We start from the raw sequence: 15,173 nt of genomic DNA, 5'->3' as shown, positions 1-15,173 counted from the left end.
CGGGGGTCACGTGGACGTTGAACTGTCGGACGACCAGGCGCTCGTGCTGTCCGACTGGCTGAACCGGGTCATGCACCGGGAGGACTTCTCGGCGCTCATCGACGACCGCGCCGTGTGGTCTGCCCTGTTCAAGATCAGCGGGACGCTGGAGGTGCGCTTGTCGTCGATCTTCGCCTCCTCGTACGCCGAGCAGTTGGACGCGGCCCGTGGGCGACTGGTCGAGGAGCTGGGTGGGTTCGGGTCGCCCGCCGCCGGGTGACCGGCGGGCCGGGAGCGGTCTCCACGAGCACGTCTGGCGGTCCGGTCGGTTCGTCGCGGGTGCGGCATGTGCCGTCCGACGATCGTGGCAGCCGCGGAGGCGCCGTGCGTACTCTCGGGTCGAGGGGTGTTGTCCGGTCAAGGGGAGGCCACATGTCGGCGCACGACGACGACCACGACCCGGTCTCGACCCGCAGAGCCGCCGTCGCCGAGGCGGCCGGCCGGTTCGGCGTCGACCACCGGGAGACGCTCTCGCGGCGCAACCTGCTCGGGTTCGCCCTGCACCGCGCCGACCGGCCGGCCGAGGCCGCGCGCGAGCTGCGCGCCGCGAAGGACGACTGCGCTCGCGCCCTCGGCGCCACGGACGCGGAAACCTTGTTCAGCCGACGCCTGCTGACCCACGTCCTGCTGGACTCCGGCGAGCTGCCCGAGGCGGAGCGCGAGCAGCGCGCGCTGGTCGAGGCATCGGTGACCGCCCTCGGCGAGCACCACCCGACCACCCTCGGCCGCCGCGTGAACCACGGTGTCGTGCTCCACCGCCTCGGCCGGCTGGAGGACGCCGAGCGGGAGCAGCGCGCCACGCTGGAGGTCTGCGCCGACGTCCTGGGCGCGGACCACCCCGTCACCGTCGGGTGCCGCCGCAGCCTGGAGGCGATCCGCGGCGCCGGCTGAGCACCGGGTCGCCCACCGCCGGACGTCGACGCCGCGTGCGCGGCCGGGACACCGCGGCCCCGCGCGGCTTCCTCGCCGCGCAGGGGTGCCCGGCGGGTCGGCCGCGACGACCCCGCGGTGGACGAGCTGGTCCGCCGGTGCGCGAGGCTGCCGATCGCCCTGACCGTCGCCGCGGCGCGGGCCGTGGTCAGACCGCACGCGCCACTGGTCGCCGAACTCGCCGAACTCGCCGAGCTGTCCACAAAGGACAGTGCCGGTACCGGGCTGTCGACGGTGTTCGCGCTGTTCCACCACGCGTTGACCGATCAGCGCGCACCCCGGACCCGACTCCGGGCTGCCCCGCGCGGCTTCAGGAGCCGCGCGGGGTGACCAGGCCCGCCTCGTACGCGAAGACCACCAGTTGCGCGCGGTCGCGGGCGCCGAGTTTGACCATGGCCCGGTTGACGTGGGTCTTCGCGGTCAGCGGGCTGATCACCATGCGGCCGGCGACCTCGTCGTTGGACAGGCCGCGCGCGACCAGGGCGACCGCCTCGCGCTCCCGGTTGGTCAGCTCCTCCAGCCCCCGGCGGGCGCCGGTGTCGAGCGGTTGGGAGACGAACCGGTCGATCAGCCTGCGCGTGATCGACGGCGCGAGCAGGGCGTCACCGCGCGCGGCGACGCGCACGGCGTGCAGGAAGTCCTCCGGCTGGACGTCCTTGACGAGGAACCCGGCCGCGCCGGCGCGCAGGGCGTGGAAGACGTGCTCGTCGAAGCCGTAGTTGGTGAGGATGACGACGCGCACCCCGGCCAGGGCCGGGTCCGCGGCGATGCGCCGGGTCGCCTCGATCCCGTCGACGACGGGCATCCGGATGTCGACGAGCGCGATGTCGGGCAGGTGCGCCCCGGCCAGCGCCACGGCCTCGGCGCCGTCGCCCGCCTCGGCCACCACCTCGATGTCGTCCTCGACGTCGAGCAGCGCGCGGAACCCGCTGCGGATGAGCGGCTGGTCGTCGACCAGCAGGACGCGGATCACGGCGCCCGGTCCACGGGGAGTTCGGCGTGGACGGTGAAGCCGCCGCCGTCGCGCGGCGCGGCCCGCAGCCGGCCGCCGAGGGCGGTGACCCGCTCGCGCATCCCCAGCAGCCCGACACCGGGCGCGGGCGCGGGGCCCGGTGCGCCCACGCCGTCGTCGTCGACCCGGATGACCAGGGCGTCGGGGCGGTGGTCGATCCGGACCGACGCGGTGGTGGCGGCGGCGTGCCGGGCGATGTTGGTCAGCGACTCCTGGACGACCCGGTAGGCGGTCCGGTCCACCGCGGCCGGCACGCCGCCCCCGTCGCCCGCGACCGTCAGCTCCGCGTCCAGGCCGGCCGCCCTGGCCCGCCGCACCAGTTCCGGGACCTGCGCGAGCCCGTGCGGCGGGGTGTCGTCGCGCAGCGCCTCCAGGGTGGCCCGCAGCTCCCGCGCCGCCTCGCGACCGGCCTCCCGGATCGCCAGCAGGGCCTCCGGCACCCGCTCGCCGCGCTTGTGCGCCAGGTGGACGGCGACCTCGGCCTGCACCTTGATGACGGAGATCTGGTGGGTGAGCGAGTCGTGCAGCTCCCGCGCGATGTGCAGCCGCTCCTCGTCGGCGCGGCGGCGCGCGGTCTCCTCGCGGGTGCGCTCGGCCTCGTCCGCCCGGCGCTCGGCCTGCCGCAGCGCCTCGCCCGCCGCGCCGGCGGCGATCAGCCACGCCAGCTGGAGGACGTCCCGGGACCGCGTGAACGCCTCTCCCAGGAGCCAGTCGTGGGGCGACACCAGGATCGCGAGCGGGACGGCGGCGAGCATGGCCACCGAACCCGCCACCGCGACGACCCGGTGACCCGCGCGCACCGCGGCGTACACCGCGAACAGGTAGGCGACGACGGGCACGTCGAAACCGGCGGCCTGGTGGCCCAGCGCGGCCAGCCCGGTCGCGGCCAGCGCGGTCACCGGCGCCCGGCGGCGCGCGACCAGCGCCAGGCCGCCGAGCACCAGCAGCGCGTGCCCCAGCGGGGCCGGCCCCGCCGCGGGGTGCTGCCCGGACAGCCCGGCGACCAACTGGGCCGCCGCGACCCCGACGGCGATCACCCAGTCCCCGACCGCGATCGGCCCCCGGCTCATGCGTGCACCCTAACCGGGCTCCCGGCCCGGCGACTCCTCCTCGCGCAGGACCGGTCGACTACCGCGCACGCGGTACCGCCGCGCTCCCTGCCGCGTCCGCGGTAGTCGGCTGCGGCACGCGCGGCAGCGCGAGGAGTCCGCGCCCGCACGACGACGGGCGGCGGTGCCGGCGCCCATGCTCGGGTCCCGCCCAGTCGCAGGAGGAGCGCACCGTGTCGATCAGTGATCTGTTGGCCGCGACCGCGTCGACCGAAGGGGTCGCGCACCTCGCGGCCCAGCCGTACGAGCCGAGCGCCGGCAGGGCCGTGTCCCTCGCGGCCGGGCTGCTGGGGTTGGCCGGCGCGGTGGTCGGCGGGCTCGCCGCCGCCCGTCCCGGACCCCGGCGCGGCAGGGCCGTCGCGGCGCTCGTGGCGGGGTTGGTCGCCGCGGCCCTCGGCGTGGCGGTCGTGGTCACCGCGGAGGGCGGTCTCGGCACCGGCAACGGGCTGGGCGGAGGGGTGGTGGCCGCCGTGGTGGGGTTGGTGGCCGCGGTCCTCGGCGGGCTGGCGCTGGTCCGAGCCCGCCGCGCCGCCGGGCCGGGCACGCGGGCGGCTTGAGGCGCCGGCCGCCCGCGCGACCCCGGTCAGGAGAAGACCGAGAGCCAGGCGGCCACGACACCGCCGATCAGCACGAGCATCACGGCGGGGACCGCGCCGGGCGCGCCGGTCAGGGTCGCCGTCACCGCGAGGACGCCCAGGGAGGCCGCCACCGCCGTGCCGACGAGCAGCACCTTGCGCCGGCCCTCCCGGACGTTGTGGGTGGAGCCGGAGGTCATCGCCCACAGCACCAGGCCGAGCGCGAGGGGCAGCAGGCGGGGCTGGTCCTCGACCGTCGCGAGGACCGCCACGGCGATCGCGGCGGCGGCGAAGCCGAGGAACATGAACGTGGCGCGGCGCGCGGCGCGGCTCACCAGGTGGCGGTCGCGGCTGAGCAGCAGGACGCAGTTCATCAGCGGTTCCAGGGTCCAGCTCAGCACGACGAGCCCGACGACCACGATGATCAGGACCTTCGCCCACACCTGGTCGTCGAACGGCCGCAGGAAGCGGGTCAGCAGGAACGGCACCAGCAGCACCGCGACGCGCGCCCCGGTGGGCACCGAGCCGAGCCAGGAGTTGAACCGCAGCAGCGCGCCGTAGAGCGGGTTGCGGGACTTCAGCGCGACCGACAGGCCCTCGCGGGCGTGCGGGTCGGTCGGGTCCAGGCGCAGGGCGGTGCGGTGCGCGCTGACGGCGGGCTCGCCGCCGCCGCGGCGCAGCGCCAGCAGGCCCTTGACGCGGTGGGCGTCGGCGTTCTGCGGGTCGAGCCGCAGCGCCTCCGCCACCGCGGCGTCGGCCTCGTCGAGCCGGTGCAGGTCGTACAGCGCGGCCGCCTGCGCCGTGGCGGCGTCGGCGTCCTCCGGGTCCAGGGCGCGGGCCCGTCGGGCGCTCTCCAGCGCCTCGGCGTGCCGCTCCTGCGCCATCAGCACGTACGCCTCCTGGAGGTGCAGGCCGGCGAAGCCGGGCGCGAGCCGCATGGCCTGCCGCAGCACCTCCAGCGACTCGCGCAGCTGCGCCGACCCGGCCAGCGCCGCCGCGAGCGTGGAGTGGGCCATCACGTGCTCCGGGTCGTCGGCGAGCGCCGTGCGGCTCTCGTCCCGGGCCTCGGTGAAGCGTTCCTGGCGCAGCAGCGACTGCGCGAGCAGCGTGCGCGTCACGGGGTCGCCGGGGTCCGCGGCGAGGGCGGCGCGGAACTGCGCCTCGGCCTCCTGGTGCCGGCCCACGTCGAGCAGTGCCTGGCCGCGCCGCACCGCGACTCCGGAATTCTCGTCCATCCCCCACCCCGACGATCACCGCGTTGGTCCGGCATACCGTAGAGATCGGGAACTCGCTGGTCAACGCGATACCATCGGCTACCGTTCGGCGGGTGACGCATGATCCGGTGATCGAGGCGCTGCTCGGAGCGCTGGCCGCGGACCCCGACAACCACCCGGTGCGGTCCCACGTCGCCCGGCTGCTGCTGGACGCGGGACACCCGGCCGAGGCGCTCGCGCACGCCACCACCGCGCTGGCCGCCGTGCCGGACGACGTGGCGGCGCTGCGCACGGCGGCCGGCGCCGCGCGGGCGGTCGGCGACGAGCCCAGGGCCGCCTCCTACGCGCGGCTCGCGGACGCGCTCGACCCGCCGGCGCCCCGAGCGGCCCCGGCGGCCCCGGCGGCCTCCCCGGTGGCGCCCACCCCGGTCCCGGCGGCCGGTCCGGTCGCGTCGGCCGTGCCGGACACCGCCGACGAGATCCTGCGGCGGTGGGACGCCAGCGAGCCCGTCGCCGAACCCACCCTCGGCACGATGGGCAAGGCGGGCATCACGCTGGCGGACATCGGCGGCCTGGCCGACGTGAAGAAGCGCCTGGACATGTCGTTCCTCACGCCGCTGCGCAACCCGGAGCTGCGCCTGGCGTTCGGCAAGTCCCTGCGCGGCGGGCTGCTGCTGTGGGGGCCGCCCGGCTGCGGCAAGACGCTCATCGCCCGCGCGCTGGCCGGCGAGCTGGGCGCGAGCTTCTACGAGATCGGCCTGAGCGACGTGCTGGACATGTGGCTCGGCAGCAGCGAGCGCAACCTGCGCGACGTCTTCGACACCGCCCGGCGCAACCGGCCGTGCCTGCTGTTCTTCGACGAGATCGACGCGCTGGGCCAGAAGCGGTCGCAGCTGCGCGGCGGCGGGTCGGCCCTGCGCGGCGTGGTCAACCAGATGCTGGCCGAGCTGGACGGCGCGAGCACCGACAACGAGGGCGTGTTCGTGCTGGCCGCCAGCAACCACCCGTGGGACGTCGACCCGGCGCTGCTGCGGCCGGGCCGGTTCGACCGGACCGTGCTGGTGCTGCCACCGGACGTCGAGGCCCGCGAGGCGATCCTGCGGCTGCACCTGCGCGGCAGGCCGACCGAGCGGCTGGACCTCGCCCGGATCGCCAAGGGCTCGGACGGCATGTCCGGCGCGGACCTCGCGCTGGTCTGCGAGCAGGCCACGGAGACGGCCATGGCGGAGTCGATGGCCTCCGGCCGGGTCCACCCCATCACCCAGCGCCACCTCCAGGACGCGGTGCGGTCCGTGTCGCCCAGCATTGGCGAGTGGCTGGAGACGGCCCGCAACTACGCCTTGTACGGCAACGAGACCGGCGCTTACGACGAGCTGGCCGCGTACCTGAAGAAGCGCCGCCGCTGATCTCCGGCGCGGTGCCCGCCGCGGGGCGGGAGGGGCCTCGACCCCGCCGTGCACCGGCGGCCCCGCCGGGGGCGACCGGTGCACGGCGTCCCGCCGGCGGTCAGGCGACGGCCCCGACGGCTGCCACGGCCTGGAGGACCAGGTCGGCCACGGCGTCGGGGCGGGACACCGCGACGGCGTGGGAGGCGTCGACGCGGACGGTCCGCGACCCGGCGCGCTCGGCCATGAACTCCTGCGCCCGCGCCGGGATGGCGTTGTCCTGGGTGGCGACCAGCGCCCAGGACGGCAGCGCGCGCCACGCGGGCTCGCCGGGCAGTCCGGTGGTGAGGGCCCGCTCCGCGACCGGGCGCTGGGTGACCGCCATCGTGGCGGTGGTGTCGGCGGGCAGGTCGCCGGCGAAGACCTCGCGGAAGTCCTCGGGCTTGATCCGCAGCTCGGGCTCGCCGTCGTGCACGAGCACCGACGTGGTGTCCGGGCCCAGCTTCGCGCCGGGGAAGCGGGTCGCCAGCCCGAGCGCGCTCTCCCCGGTGTCGGGCTGGAACGCGGCGACGTAGACCAGCGCGCTCACGTTCGACAGCTCCCGCGCCGCCCGGCTGATCAGCACGCCGCCGTAGGAGTGGCCGACCAGGACGACCGGGCCGGCCACGGACCCGGCGACGGCGGCGACGTAGGCCGCGTCGCCTTCCAGGCCGCGCAGCGGGTTGGCCACCGCGATGGCCTCGTGGCCCCGGTCGTGCAGGCGGGTCACCACGTCGTTCCAGCTCGAGGAGTCGGCGAAGGCGCCGTGGACGAGGACGATGGTCGGGTTCTTGCTCATGGGGGCCACCTCAGCCGTAGGAGAACGATCGGTCTTTCTGGTAGAGAGACTATTCGTTCTCCCGGTGAAGGCAAGGTGACGTGGCCCATAAGGCAGAACGACTGGTCTTTCTCTAGGATGCGGGCGTGGAGACCACCCGAGAGACGCACCCGAGGGAACGGCTGCTGCGCACGGCGTCGCGCCTGTTCTACGCCGAGGGCATCCACGCCGTCGGGGTGGACCGCCTGGTCAGCGAGGCATCGGTGACCAGGGCGACGTTCTACCGGCACTTCCCCGGCAAGGACGACCTCGTCGCCGCCTACCTGAGAGCGACCAGCGAGGACATCCGCGCCGCCGTCGCCCGGGCCCGGGAGGGCAGGACGCCGCGCGAGGCCCTGCACGCCACCATGGCCGTGGTCGGCGACGCGACGCGCGCGGAGGACTTCCGGGGCTGCCAGTTCCTCAACGCCGCCGCGGAGTACCCGGACCCGGACCACCCGGTGCGCGCGGTGATCGACGACCACCGGAGGTGGTTCCTGGGCGTCCTGCGCGACCTGGTCGCCGACCTCGGCCACCCCGACCCGGACCACGCCGCCCGCGTGCTGGTGCTGCTGCGGGACGGCGCCCTGCACGGCGGCGAGCTGGACGACCCCGGCGTGGTCCGCGACGCCCTGCGCCGGGCCGTCGAGGACTTCCTCCCCGCCTGACCGGCGCCGGCGCCGCGGCCGGCCTCACCACCCGGGCAGGTCGCGCGCCCGGGTGGTCGTGGAGACCGCGTCGAACCGGCGCACCGCCCCGTCCCGCCCGAACCGGGGCCAGCCGGGGTCGCCGGTCCGGGCGAAGGACACCCACGCCGCCCGCACCTCCGCCGCCAGGGCCGCGGGCGGCTCGGCCGGCCCGAGCAGCCCGCGCGGCCCGCGCAGCGCCGGCAGGTCGAGGCGGTCGAACACGAAGGGCAGCTCCACCGCGTGCGCCGCGCCGAGCCGACCGTCCACTGCGGACGAACGCCAGGCGAACTCGTAGACGTGCGCGCGGCCGTGCGCCTCGGCCAGCCGGCGGCTGCCGACGACGAACAGCGCGTCGCCGAGGATCGCCGCCCGCAGCTCGCCGGGTGAGGCGCCCGGACGCCGCGCCCGGTACGCCGCCACGAGCGCGTCCGGGTCGCGGTGCGCCCGCGCTGCCGTCGCGCGCACGTCCTCGGCGGTCGATGAGGTCAGCTCCCCTCGTGGCGCCAGGTAGAGGTTGCCCTCCTCGGCGTTCGTGCCGACGAGCAGGTCCACGTCCGCGAGCCGGCCCTCGGCGGGCTGCTCGTCCAGCACGAGGCCGAACGGGCTGAGCCCGAGGAGCGGGTCGAACGCCGTCGGGGTGCGCAGGTCCAGCCCGGCGAGCGCGGGCACGACCCCGACGAGGAGGTCGTCGGGGACGGCGGCGAAACCGGCGGCGGTCGGCTCGACGCCGAGCCGGGCCGCCGCCGCGCGGGTCACCACGGCGGCCTGCTCGGGCGAGAACGCGCCCGACCCGTTGCCGCTCTGCGTGATCGCGCGCCGGAACAGCCCGTCGGCCCCCGGCGCGGCGAGGACGCCGGCGACGATCGTGGCCCCGGCGGACTGCCCGGCCAGGGTGACGTTGCCGGGGTCGCCGCCGAAGGCCCCGATCTCGCGCCGCACCCAGCGCAGCGCGGCCACGACGTCGAGCAGCCCCCGGTTGCGCGGCGCGCCGGGCAGGTCGAGGAACCCGGCGACGCCGAGCCGGTGGTTCACCGCCACCAGGACCACGCCGTCACGGGCGAACGCGGCGCCGTCGTACAGCGGGGCCCGGGTCGAGCCCGCCACGAAACCGCCGCCGTGCGCGAACACCACCACCGGGCAGCCCTCGGCGCGCTCCGGCGCCCAGACGTCGACGGTGAGGTAGTCGTCGCCGCGCTCCCAGCCGGGGCCGAAGAACGGCGACATGTCGAGCGCGCCGAACGCGTCCCGGCGGGGTTGCGGCGCGGTCGGCCCCGGCCTGCCGGCGTCGCGCACGCCCGCCCAGGGCCGGTGCGGCGCGGGCGGCGCGAACCGGTCCGCGCCCCGCGGCGGCGCGGCGTACGGGACGGCGAGGAAGCGCCGCGCGCCCCGGTCCACGCGGCCGCGGACCGCGCCCGCGCCGGTGATCACGATCGGGTCGGCCACCTGATCCCCTTTCAGAGCCTGGAGAACGGGGCCCACGCCTTGACGGCGAACTTGCCCCCGACCCGGACGACCTCGGCCGCGCCGTGGCCGGCGAGGTGCGCGGGCACCACGAGCGCGCCCTCGTCGCTCGCCCAGCCGAGCAGCCGGCGGCGGGTGGCCCTGGTCTCGGCGGGGTCCTCGCAGAAGCAGGAGTTGGTGTCGGGCTCGACGAACTGGAACGGGGTGTGGAGCAGGTCGCCCACGAACAGCGCCCGGTCGGTGCCCGACTCCAGCACCAGCACCGACGAGCCCGGCGTGTGGCCCGGCGCGAGTTCGAGGCGCAGGTGCCCGTCGATGACGTGGCGGTCCTCCCACAGCAGCACCTGGCCCGCCTCGTGCACCGGGGCCACGCTGTCCTCGAACACGTTCCGGTTGCCGTCGCCCAGGCGCGTCGGGCGGCCGTTGGCCGGGTTCCAGAAGTCGAAGTCGGCGCGCGGCACCAGGTAGGTGGCGTTGGGGAAGGTCGGCACCCACTCGTCGCCGTCGAGCCGGGTGTTCCAGCCGACGTGGTCGCCGTGCAGGTGCGTGTTGACCACGAGGTCGACGTCCTCGGGCCGGACACCGGCCTCGGCCAGCTCGCCGAGGAAGTCGGTCTCGAGGTGGTGCCACACGGGGGTGGCCGGCCGCTCCTTGTGGTTGCCGACGCCGGTGTCCACCAGGATCGTCCGGCCGCCGCTGCGCAGCAGCCAGGTCTGGATCGCGGCGACGTACTCGTCCTCGGCGGGGTCGACGAAGTCCGGCGCCAGCCAGGACTCGTGCTCGCGCCAGGTCTCCGGTGACGCCTCGGGGAAGAAGGCGCGGGGCGACAGCCCGACGTGCCCGTGGTACTCGACGACGCGGGTGACCGTCACGTCACCCAGCACGATGTCCTGCACGGCAACTCCCGTGGTGGTCGGTGGAATCGCCACCCAGCGTGCTCGCGCCCGGACCGGGGCGACCAGCCCCGGCCCTGCGTACCACTGGCAGTGGCAGGCTCGCGGCCCGCGGGTCGGGGCATAGTGGGTCCGTGACGGTTTCGGGGCAGCTCGGTGAGTTCCTGAGGGTGCGGCGGTCGCGCCTGCGGCCGGAGGACGTCGGCCTGTCCGCGCCGCCGGGGCGGCGGCGCGTGGCGGGGCTGCGCCGCGAGGAGCTGGCGCAGTTGGCGGGCGTCAGCGTCTCGTACTACACGCGGCTGGAGCAGGGGCAGTCGGCCAACGCCTCGGGCGCGGTGCTGGACGCGCTCGCCGGCGCGCTGCGGCTGGACGAGCACGAGCGCACGCACTTGCGCCGGCTCGCCGAGCGGCGCCCCCGCGCCCGCCGCCGCCCACCGGTGGAGCGCGTCCACCCGCTGACCCGCGACCTGATGCGCTCGCTGGGCGGCGTGCCCGCGCTGGTCGTGGGCCGCCGCTCCGACGTGCTGGCGTGGAACCCCCTCGGGCACGCCCTGCTGGCCGGGCACGTCGACCCGACGGCCCCCGACCGCCCCGCCGACCGGCCGAACCTGATCCGGATGGCGTTCCTCGACCCGCACACCCGCGAGCTGTACGCGGACTGGGAGCGCAAGGCGCGCGGGCTGGTGGCGAACCTGCGCCTCGTCGCGGGCCGGCACCCGGAGGACGCGCTGCTGGCCGCCCTGGTCGGCGAGCTGTCGGTGAAGTGCCCCGAGTTCGCCGCGCTGTGGGGCAACCACCCGGTCGGGCCCTGCGTGGGCGACACCCACCGGCTGCGCCACCCGCTGGTCGGAGAGCTGACCGTCACCCAGCAGGGCCTGCTGCTCTCGCACTCGCCCGACCAGACGCTGGCGGTGATGACCACGGGGGAGGACCGCGGGTCCGCGGACACGCTCCAGCTCCTGGGCCGGTTCACCGCCGAGTGGTGAGGCCGGGTTCGACGGGAAGAGGGCCCGGAGCGCGCTCCGGGCCCTCTTCGTCACCACGTGCGGGGGATCAGCCCGCGGCGCAGGAGACCGACGGCCACGTCCAGTTGCCGTTGGCCTGGATCGTCGCGCCCCAGTTGTTGCCGCTGCCGTTGGGCCTGGCGGTCAGCACCTGCGAGCTGGGGTAGCTCGCGCTGACGTTCCACGTCGAGAGGACCTTCGCCGGGGACGGGACGTTCATCGTCACGGTCCAGTTGCTCGAACCGCTGACCGAGACGTTGAGGTTGTACCGGTCGCTCCAGCGCTCACCGGCCGACAGGGTGGCGGTGCAGCCGCCCCCGCCGCCCGGGTTGCCGCCGGGGTCGCCGCCCGAGGTGCCGCCCACGGTGATGTTGGAGCTGCCACTGCTCTGGTAGCCCTCCGTGGCCATGATCATGTAGTCGTGGGAGCCCAGGCTCATGCCCTGGCGGGCCCACGCGTCGAAGTGGTTGCCGGAGGTGATGGTGCCGCCGGTCTTCTTCTGCTGCCGGACGCTCCAGTACTGGTTGAAGGTCTTGTTGCCCTCGATGGACGGGGCGTTGTACCGGGTCGTCTGGTAGATGTCGTAAGTGCCGCCGTCGCTGGTGACGGTGCCCTTGTACGTGCCGGTGGGCCGGTAGGTGCCCCAGTTGTCGACGATGTAGTACTCCACGAGCGGGTTCCTCGTCCACCCGTAGAGCGTCAGGTAGGCGTTGCCGGACGGGTTGAAGCTGCCCGAGTAGTTCACCGCCCGGCGGCCACCGGTGCTCCAGCCCTTGCCCGCGACGAAGTTGCCGGTGTTGCGCCACGAGGTGCTGTAGTTGCCGCCGGAACCCAGTTCCATGGAAACCGTTCCGGAGGAATCCGTCCAGAACGAGTAGAAGTAACCGTTGTTGGTGCCGGTCTGGTTGGAGGTGACGGCCGCGTTGGCGTTCGGCGCTCCGCAGACGAAGAGCAGGAATGAGATCGCCAACAACGGGATCGCCCTCCCGCCCCTGATCCTGGCTGACATCGGCGAGTTCCTTTCGCGCAGGGATGGCCACCTGCCGCGCCGGGGTGGCGGTAGGGAACCCGGTGGTGGTTGTTCACGCGGCGGTGATCGGCGCGAAATAGGATCGAATGGGCTGCCGGAACGTGTCAACAGTTTGCGAAACTTTAAGCGCGGCAAGCGCCGGCGGGTGTGGCGCGGTGGGGTGAAAAGGAACGTTCGAGTGCCTCCGGGACGTCCCGGCGGGCTTCGCGGAACACTTTTTTCGTTCGACGGCGAAAGTCGTCGGGGCCGTCCCGGGGCGGCTCGTGGAGCCACCTCCGAGCCCCAGCCCCGAGCCCCAGCCCCGAGCCCTCCAGCCCCGAGCCCTCCAGCCCCGAGCCCTCCAGCCCCGAGCCCTCCAGCCCCGAGCCCTCCAGCCCCGAGCCCTCCAGCCCTGGGCTCCCGGCCCTCGGCTCCCGGCCCTGGGCTGCGGCCTGCGGTCCCGGTCCTCAGCCCTCGATCCCCGCGCACCGTTCCCCGAGCCGCGGGCCTGCGGGGCCGGCACCGCGCCGGCGGCGCGTCCGCGTCGCCGGCGCGTGCCCCTCAGCGGCGGTGGACCTGCCGGAACGACGCGGGCTCGGCCGTCGTCGCGGTGGCTGCCCTCGCGGCCACCGCCGGCTTGCCCGCGCTGAACACCCAGGTGCGGAACAGGTCGTCCAGGTCGTGGCCCGACACCTCCTCGGCGAACGCGGCGAACTCGGCCGACGTGGCGTTGCCGCCCGCCCGGCGCTCCGCCCACGTCCGCAGCGTGCGGAAGAACACCTCGTCACCGACCTCGTCGCGCAGCGCCTGGAGCGCCAGCGCGCCGCGCTCGTGCACCGCCGCCCCGTACTGGTACCGCGGCGTCGGGTCGGCGACCGGCACGGCCCACACCTCGTGGTCGGCCGGGTAGTGGCGGTAGGTCCAGTCCGCGAGTTCCCGCGCGGTGCCCTGCCCGTTGGCCTCCGACCACAGCCACTCGGCGTAGGTGGCGAACCCCTCGCCCAGCCAGATGTCGCTCCACCAGCTCATCGTCACCGAGTTGCCGAACCACTGGTGCGCCAGCTCGTGCACGACCACGTAGCTGTTCGGCCCGTCCCGGAACGCCCGCGCCGGGTACGCCGGCCGGGTCCGGGTCTCCAGGGGCGACGACGTGTACGGCGTGACCAGGCCGCCCACGTCGGACAGCGGGTACGGGCCGAACCGGCCCTCCAGGAACCGCACCAGCTCCGGCGTCCGCTCCACGCTCTCCCGCGCCGCCGTCCCGCTCAGCGCGGTCGAGTACGCGTTCAGGACCCGCTTGCCGTCCGCGGTGGTCGACCGCCGCACGTCGAACTGCCCGATCGCCAGGAACGTCGCGTAGGTGGTCTGCGGCTCGTCGCCGGACCACTCCCACGTGGTCCGGCCGTCACCCAGCGGGCGCGTGCCCACCAGCTCGCCGTTGGAGATGGCCTCCACGCCGTCGGGGACCGTGATCGACACGTCGTAGGTGGCCTTGTCGCCGGGGTGGTCGTTGCTCGGGTACCACCACGGCGACATGACCGGCGCGGCGATGGCCAGCGCGCCGTCCGGCGTCCGCTTCCACCTGGTGACCGGCACCTCGGCGTGCGTGCGCGACGGCGACGCCGAGTAGCCGACGACGACCGTCAACCCGGTGCCGGCGGGCACGTCGCCGCCCAGGCCGACCAGCAGCTCGTGGTGGTGCTGCGCGAAGCCGACGGGACGCCCGTCGACCTCGGCCGACCGCGCGGGGAGGGCGAAGTCGAACCCGATCGAGGACAGGTCCGCGGTCGTGGTCAGCCGGATCGTCGCCGTCCCGGTCAGGACGTCGGTGGCGGGCTCGTAGGCCAGGTCCAGGTCGTAGTGCCGCACGTCGTAGCCGCCACCGCCGGCCCGCGGGTAGTACGGGTCCCCGAAGCCCTCGGGGCCGGGCCCGGCCGCGTGCGCCGGCGCCGCCCCGAGCACCAGCGCCGCGACGACCGGTCCGATCAGCCTTGCTCTCACTCGGTGGTCCTCCTTACCGTGAGTGGCACGGTGCCCCTCGCGGTGAATACGCCACCAACGGGTGATCTTGTTGCCTCGGTCGCGGGAAATCGCCCGACCGGACGCGGATCACAGCCGCGGCGGGATGACGCGGGGGCGCCGCGGTGTTCGGACCGGTGGACACCCATCGGACTTTTCAGGAGCGGAGCGACCACATGGCCACGGTGACCGAGAAGGCCGTCCTCGCGGGCGGGTGCTTCTGGGGGATGCAGGACCTGTTCCGGCGCCACCCCGGCGTCGTCTCCACCCGCGTGGGCTACACGGGCGGCGACGTGCCCAACGCCACTTACCGCAACCACGGCACCCACGCCGAGGCCATCGAGATCGTCTTCGACCCGGAGCTGCTGAGCTACCGGCAGGTCCTGGAGTTCTTCTTCCAGATCCACGACCCGACGACGCGCGACCGCCAGGGCAACGACGTCGGCACCAGCTACCGCTCGGCGATCTTCTACGAGAGCGACGAGCAGAAGCGGGTGGCCGAGGCGACCATCGCCGACGTGGACGCGTCCGGCAAGTGGCCGGGCAAGGTCGTCACCGAGGTCACCCAGGCCGGTGACTTCTGGGAGGCGGAGCCGGAGCACCAGGACTACCTGGAGCGCTACCCGAACGGCTACACCTGCCACTACGTGCGGCCGGAGTGGCAGCTCGGCGAGCGCTGAGCGCGGACACCGGGGACGGGTCCGGGCCCGGTGGGAGACCGCTCCTCCCACCGGGCCCGATTTCCCCGGGCGGTGTTTTCCACCACGTCCCGGCGGTCGCCCGATTTCCCTTGCCGGACAGGCGGCGACCGCGCAACCCCGCATTGCCGATACGATCGACCGCTGACGCAGGGCCAGATCGCATGGTCGTCGAACGCACGGTCGTCGAATGCGCGGACACGGTTGGGGAATGACGGTGGAAGTGAGCACGCCCAGGATCACGGTCGTGGTGCCCACGTACAACGAGCGGGAGAACCTG

16 protein-coding genes are annotated in these 15,173 nt (G+C 74.9%); 8 read left to right on the top strand and 8 right to left on the bottom strand.

Annotated features, from left to right (window positions below):
* Positions 1 to 10: 10 nt before the first annotated feature.
* The 3 genes from ACFV4N_RS15620 (at position 11) to ACFV4N_RS15610 (ending at position 1,299) form a co-directional block, all read left to right on the top strand.
* Complete coding sequence (locus tag ACFV4N_RS15620) at positions 11 to 259, top strand: hypothetical protein (protein ID WP_499673207.1); 249 nt, start codon at positions 11 to 13, stop codon at positions 257 to 259.
* Positions 260 to 411: 152 nt separating this feature from the next.
* Positions 412 to 930 (top strand): tetratricopeptide repeat protein, encoded by a 519-nt coding sequence (locus ACFV4N_RS15615; RefSeq protein WP_499673206.1) that lies wholly within the window; start codon positions 412 to 414, stop codon positions 928 to 930.
* Positions 931 to 1,047: 117 nt separating this feature from the next.
* Positions 1,048 to 1,299, top strand: a complete 252-nt coding sequence (locus ACFV4N_RS15610; RefSeq protein WP_499673205.1) for a hypothetical protein — start codon at positions 1,048 to 1,050, stop codon at positions 1,297 to 1,299.
* On the opposite strand, the gene ACFV4N_RS15605 is transcribed toward ACFV4N_RS15610, so the two are convergent.
* Together ACFV4N_RS15605 and ACFV4N_RS15600 are read right to left on the bottom strand one after the other, a co-directional pair.
* Entirely contained in the window at positions 1,280 to 1,942 is a 663-nt protein-coding gene (locus tag ACFV4N_RS15605; RefSeq protein ID WP_499673204.1) for a response regulator, read from the bottom strand. The two genes, ACFV4N_RS15610 and ACFV4N_RS15605, sit on opposite strands and share 20 nt — an antisense overlap.
* A complete protein-coding gene (locus ACFV4N_RS15600; RefSeq protein WP_499673203.1) occupies positions 1,939 to 3,051 on the bottom strand; it encodes a sensor histidine kinase in 1,113 nt (370 codons plus the stop codon). The genes ACFV4N_RS15605 and ACFV4N_RS15600 overlap by 4 nt, the downstream gene beginning before the upstream one ends.
* 212 nt (positions 3,052 to 3,263) lie before the next feature.
* Between ACFV4N_RS15600 and ACFV4N_RS15595 the strand changes: the two genes are divergently transcribed.
* Entirely contained in the window at positions 3,264 to 3,647 is a 384-nt protein-coding gene (locus tag ACFV4N_RS15595) for a DUF6223 family protein (protein ID WP_499673202.1), read from the top strand.
* A 26-nt stretch (positions 3,648 to 3,673) separates the two neighbouring features.
* Here the strand turns inward: ACFV4N_RS15595 and ACFV4N_RS15590 are convergent, their stop codons facing one another.
* On the bottom strand, positions 3,674 to 4,900 hold the full coding sequence (locus tag ACFV4N_RS15590; protein WP_499673201.1) for a tetratricopeptide repeat protein: 1,227 nt from the start codon (positions 4,898 to 4,900) through the stop codon (positions 3,674 to 3,676).
* Positions 4,901 to 4,992: 92 nt separating this feature from the next.
* Here ACFV4N_RS15590 and ACFV4N_RS15585 point away from each other — a divergent pair, with 92 nt between their 5' ends.
* Positions 4,993 to 6,285, top strand: coding sequence for an ATP-binding protein (locus tag ACFV4N_RS15585; RefSeq protein ID WP_499673200.1), 1,293 nt, complete (start codon positions 4,993 to 4,995; stop codon positions 6,283 to 6,285).
* A gap of 100 nt (positions 6,286 to 6,385) precedes the next feature.
* Here the strand turns inward: ACFV4N_RS15585 and ACFV4N_RS15580 are convergent, their stop codons facing one another.
* The gene (locus tag ACFV4N_RS15580; RefSeq protein ID WP_499673199.1) at positions 6,386 to 7,102 is read right to left on the bottom strand and encodes an alpha/beta fold hydrolase; all 717 of its coding nucleotides are present in this window, start codon (positions 7,100 to 7,102) and stop codon (positions 6,386 to 6,388) included.
* 125 nt (positions 7,103 to 7,227) lie between these two features.
* On the opposite strand from ACFV4N_RS15580, the gene ACFV4N_RS15575 reads away from it, so the two are divergent.
* On the top strand, positions 7,228 to 7,788 hold the full coding sequence (locus tag ACFV4N_RS15575) for a TetR/AcrR family transcriptional regulator (RefSeq protein WP_499673198.1): 561 nt from the start codon (positions 7,228 to 7,230) through the stop codon (positions 7,786 to 7,788).
* A gap of 24 nt (positions 7,789 to 7,812) precedes the next feature.
* Here the strand turns inward: ACFV4N_RS15575 and ACFV4N_RS15570 are convergent, their stop codons facing one another.
* The gene (locus tag ACFV4N_RS15570; RefSeq protein ID WP_499673197.1) at positions 7,813 to 9,252 is read right to left on the bottom strand and encodes a carboxylesterase/lipase family protein; all 1,440 of its coding nucleotides are present in this window, start codon (positions 9,250 to 9,252) and stop codon (positions 7,813 to 7,815) included.
* An 11-nt stretch (positions 9,253 to 9,263) separates the two neighbouring features.
* The gene (locus ACFV4N_RS15565; protein ID WP_499673196.1) at positions 9,264 to 10,166 is read right to left on the bottom strand and encodes an MBL fold metallo-hydrolase; all 903 of its coding nucleotides are present in this window, start codon (positions 10,164 to 10,166) and stop codon (positions 9,264 to 9,266) included.
* Positions 10,167 to 10,297: 131 nt separating this feature from the next.
* Here ACFV4N_RS15565 and ACFV4N_RS15560 point away from each other — a divergent pair, with 131 nt between their 5' ends.
* On the top strand, positions 10,298 to 11,149 hold the full coding sequence (locus tag ACFV4N_RS15560; RefSeq protein WP_499673195.1) for a helix-turn-helix domain-containing protein: 852 nt from the start codon (positions 10,298 to 10,300) through the stop codon (positions 11,147 to 11,149).
* 67 nt (positions 11,150 to 11,216) lie between these two features.
* On the opposite strand, the gene xynA is transcribed toward ACFV4N_RS15560, so the two are convergent.
* Together xynA and ACFV4N_RS15550 are read right to left on the bottom strand one after the other, a co-directional pair.
* Entirely contained in the window at positions 11,217 to 12,176 is a 960-nt protein-coding gene (gene xynA / locus ACFV4N_RS15555; protein WP_499673194.1) for an endo-1,4-beta-xylanase XynA, read from the bottom strand.
* A 561-nt stretch (positions 12,177 to 12,737) separates the two neighbouring features.
* Positions 12,738 to 14,177: a M1 family metallopeptidase gene (locus ACFV4N_RS15550; protein ID WP_499673193.1), complete on the bottom strand. Its 1,440-nt coding sequence runs from the start codon at positions 14,175 to 14,177 to the stop codon at positions 12,738 to 12,740.
* Positions 14,178 to 14,371: 194 nt separating this feature from the next.
* Between ACFV4N_RS15550 and msrA the strand changes: the two genes are divergently transcribed.
* Positions 14,372 to 14,875 (top strand): peptide-methionine (S)-S-oxide reductase MsrA, encoded by a 504-nt coding sequence (gene msrA, locus ACFV4N_RS15545; protein WP_499673192.1) that lies wholly within the window; start codon positions 14,372 to 14,374, stop codon positions 14,873 to 14,875.
* Positions 14,876 to 15,173 lie beyond the last annotated feature (298 nt).

This window comes from Actinosynnema sp. NPDC059797, assembly GCF_042732085.1.
Classification (GTDB): domain Bacteria; phylum Actinomycetota; class Actinomycetes; order Mycobacteriales; family Pseudonocardiaceae; genus Actinosynnema.
This window is presented reverse-complemented; position numbering and strand designations above follow the sequence as displayed.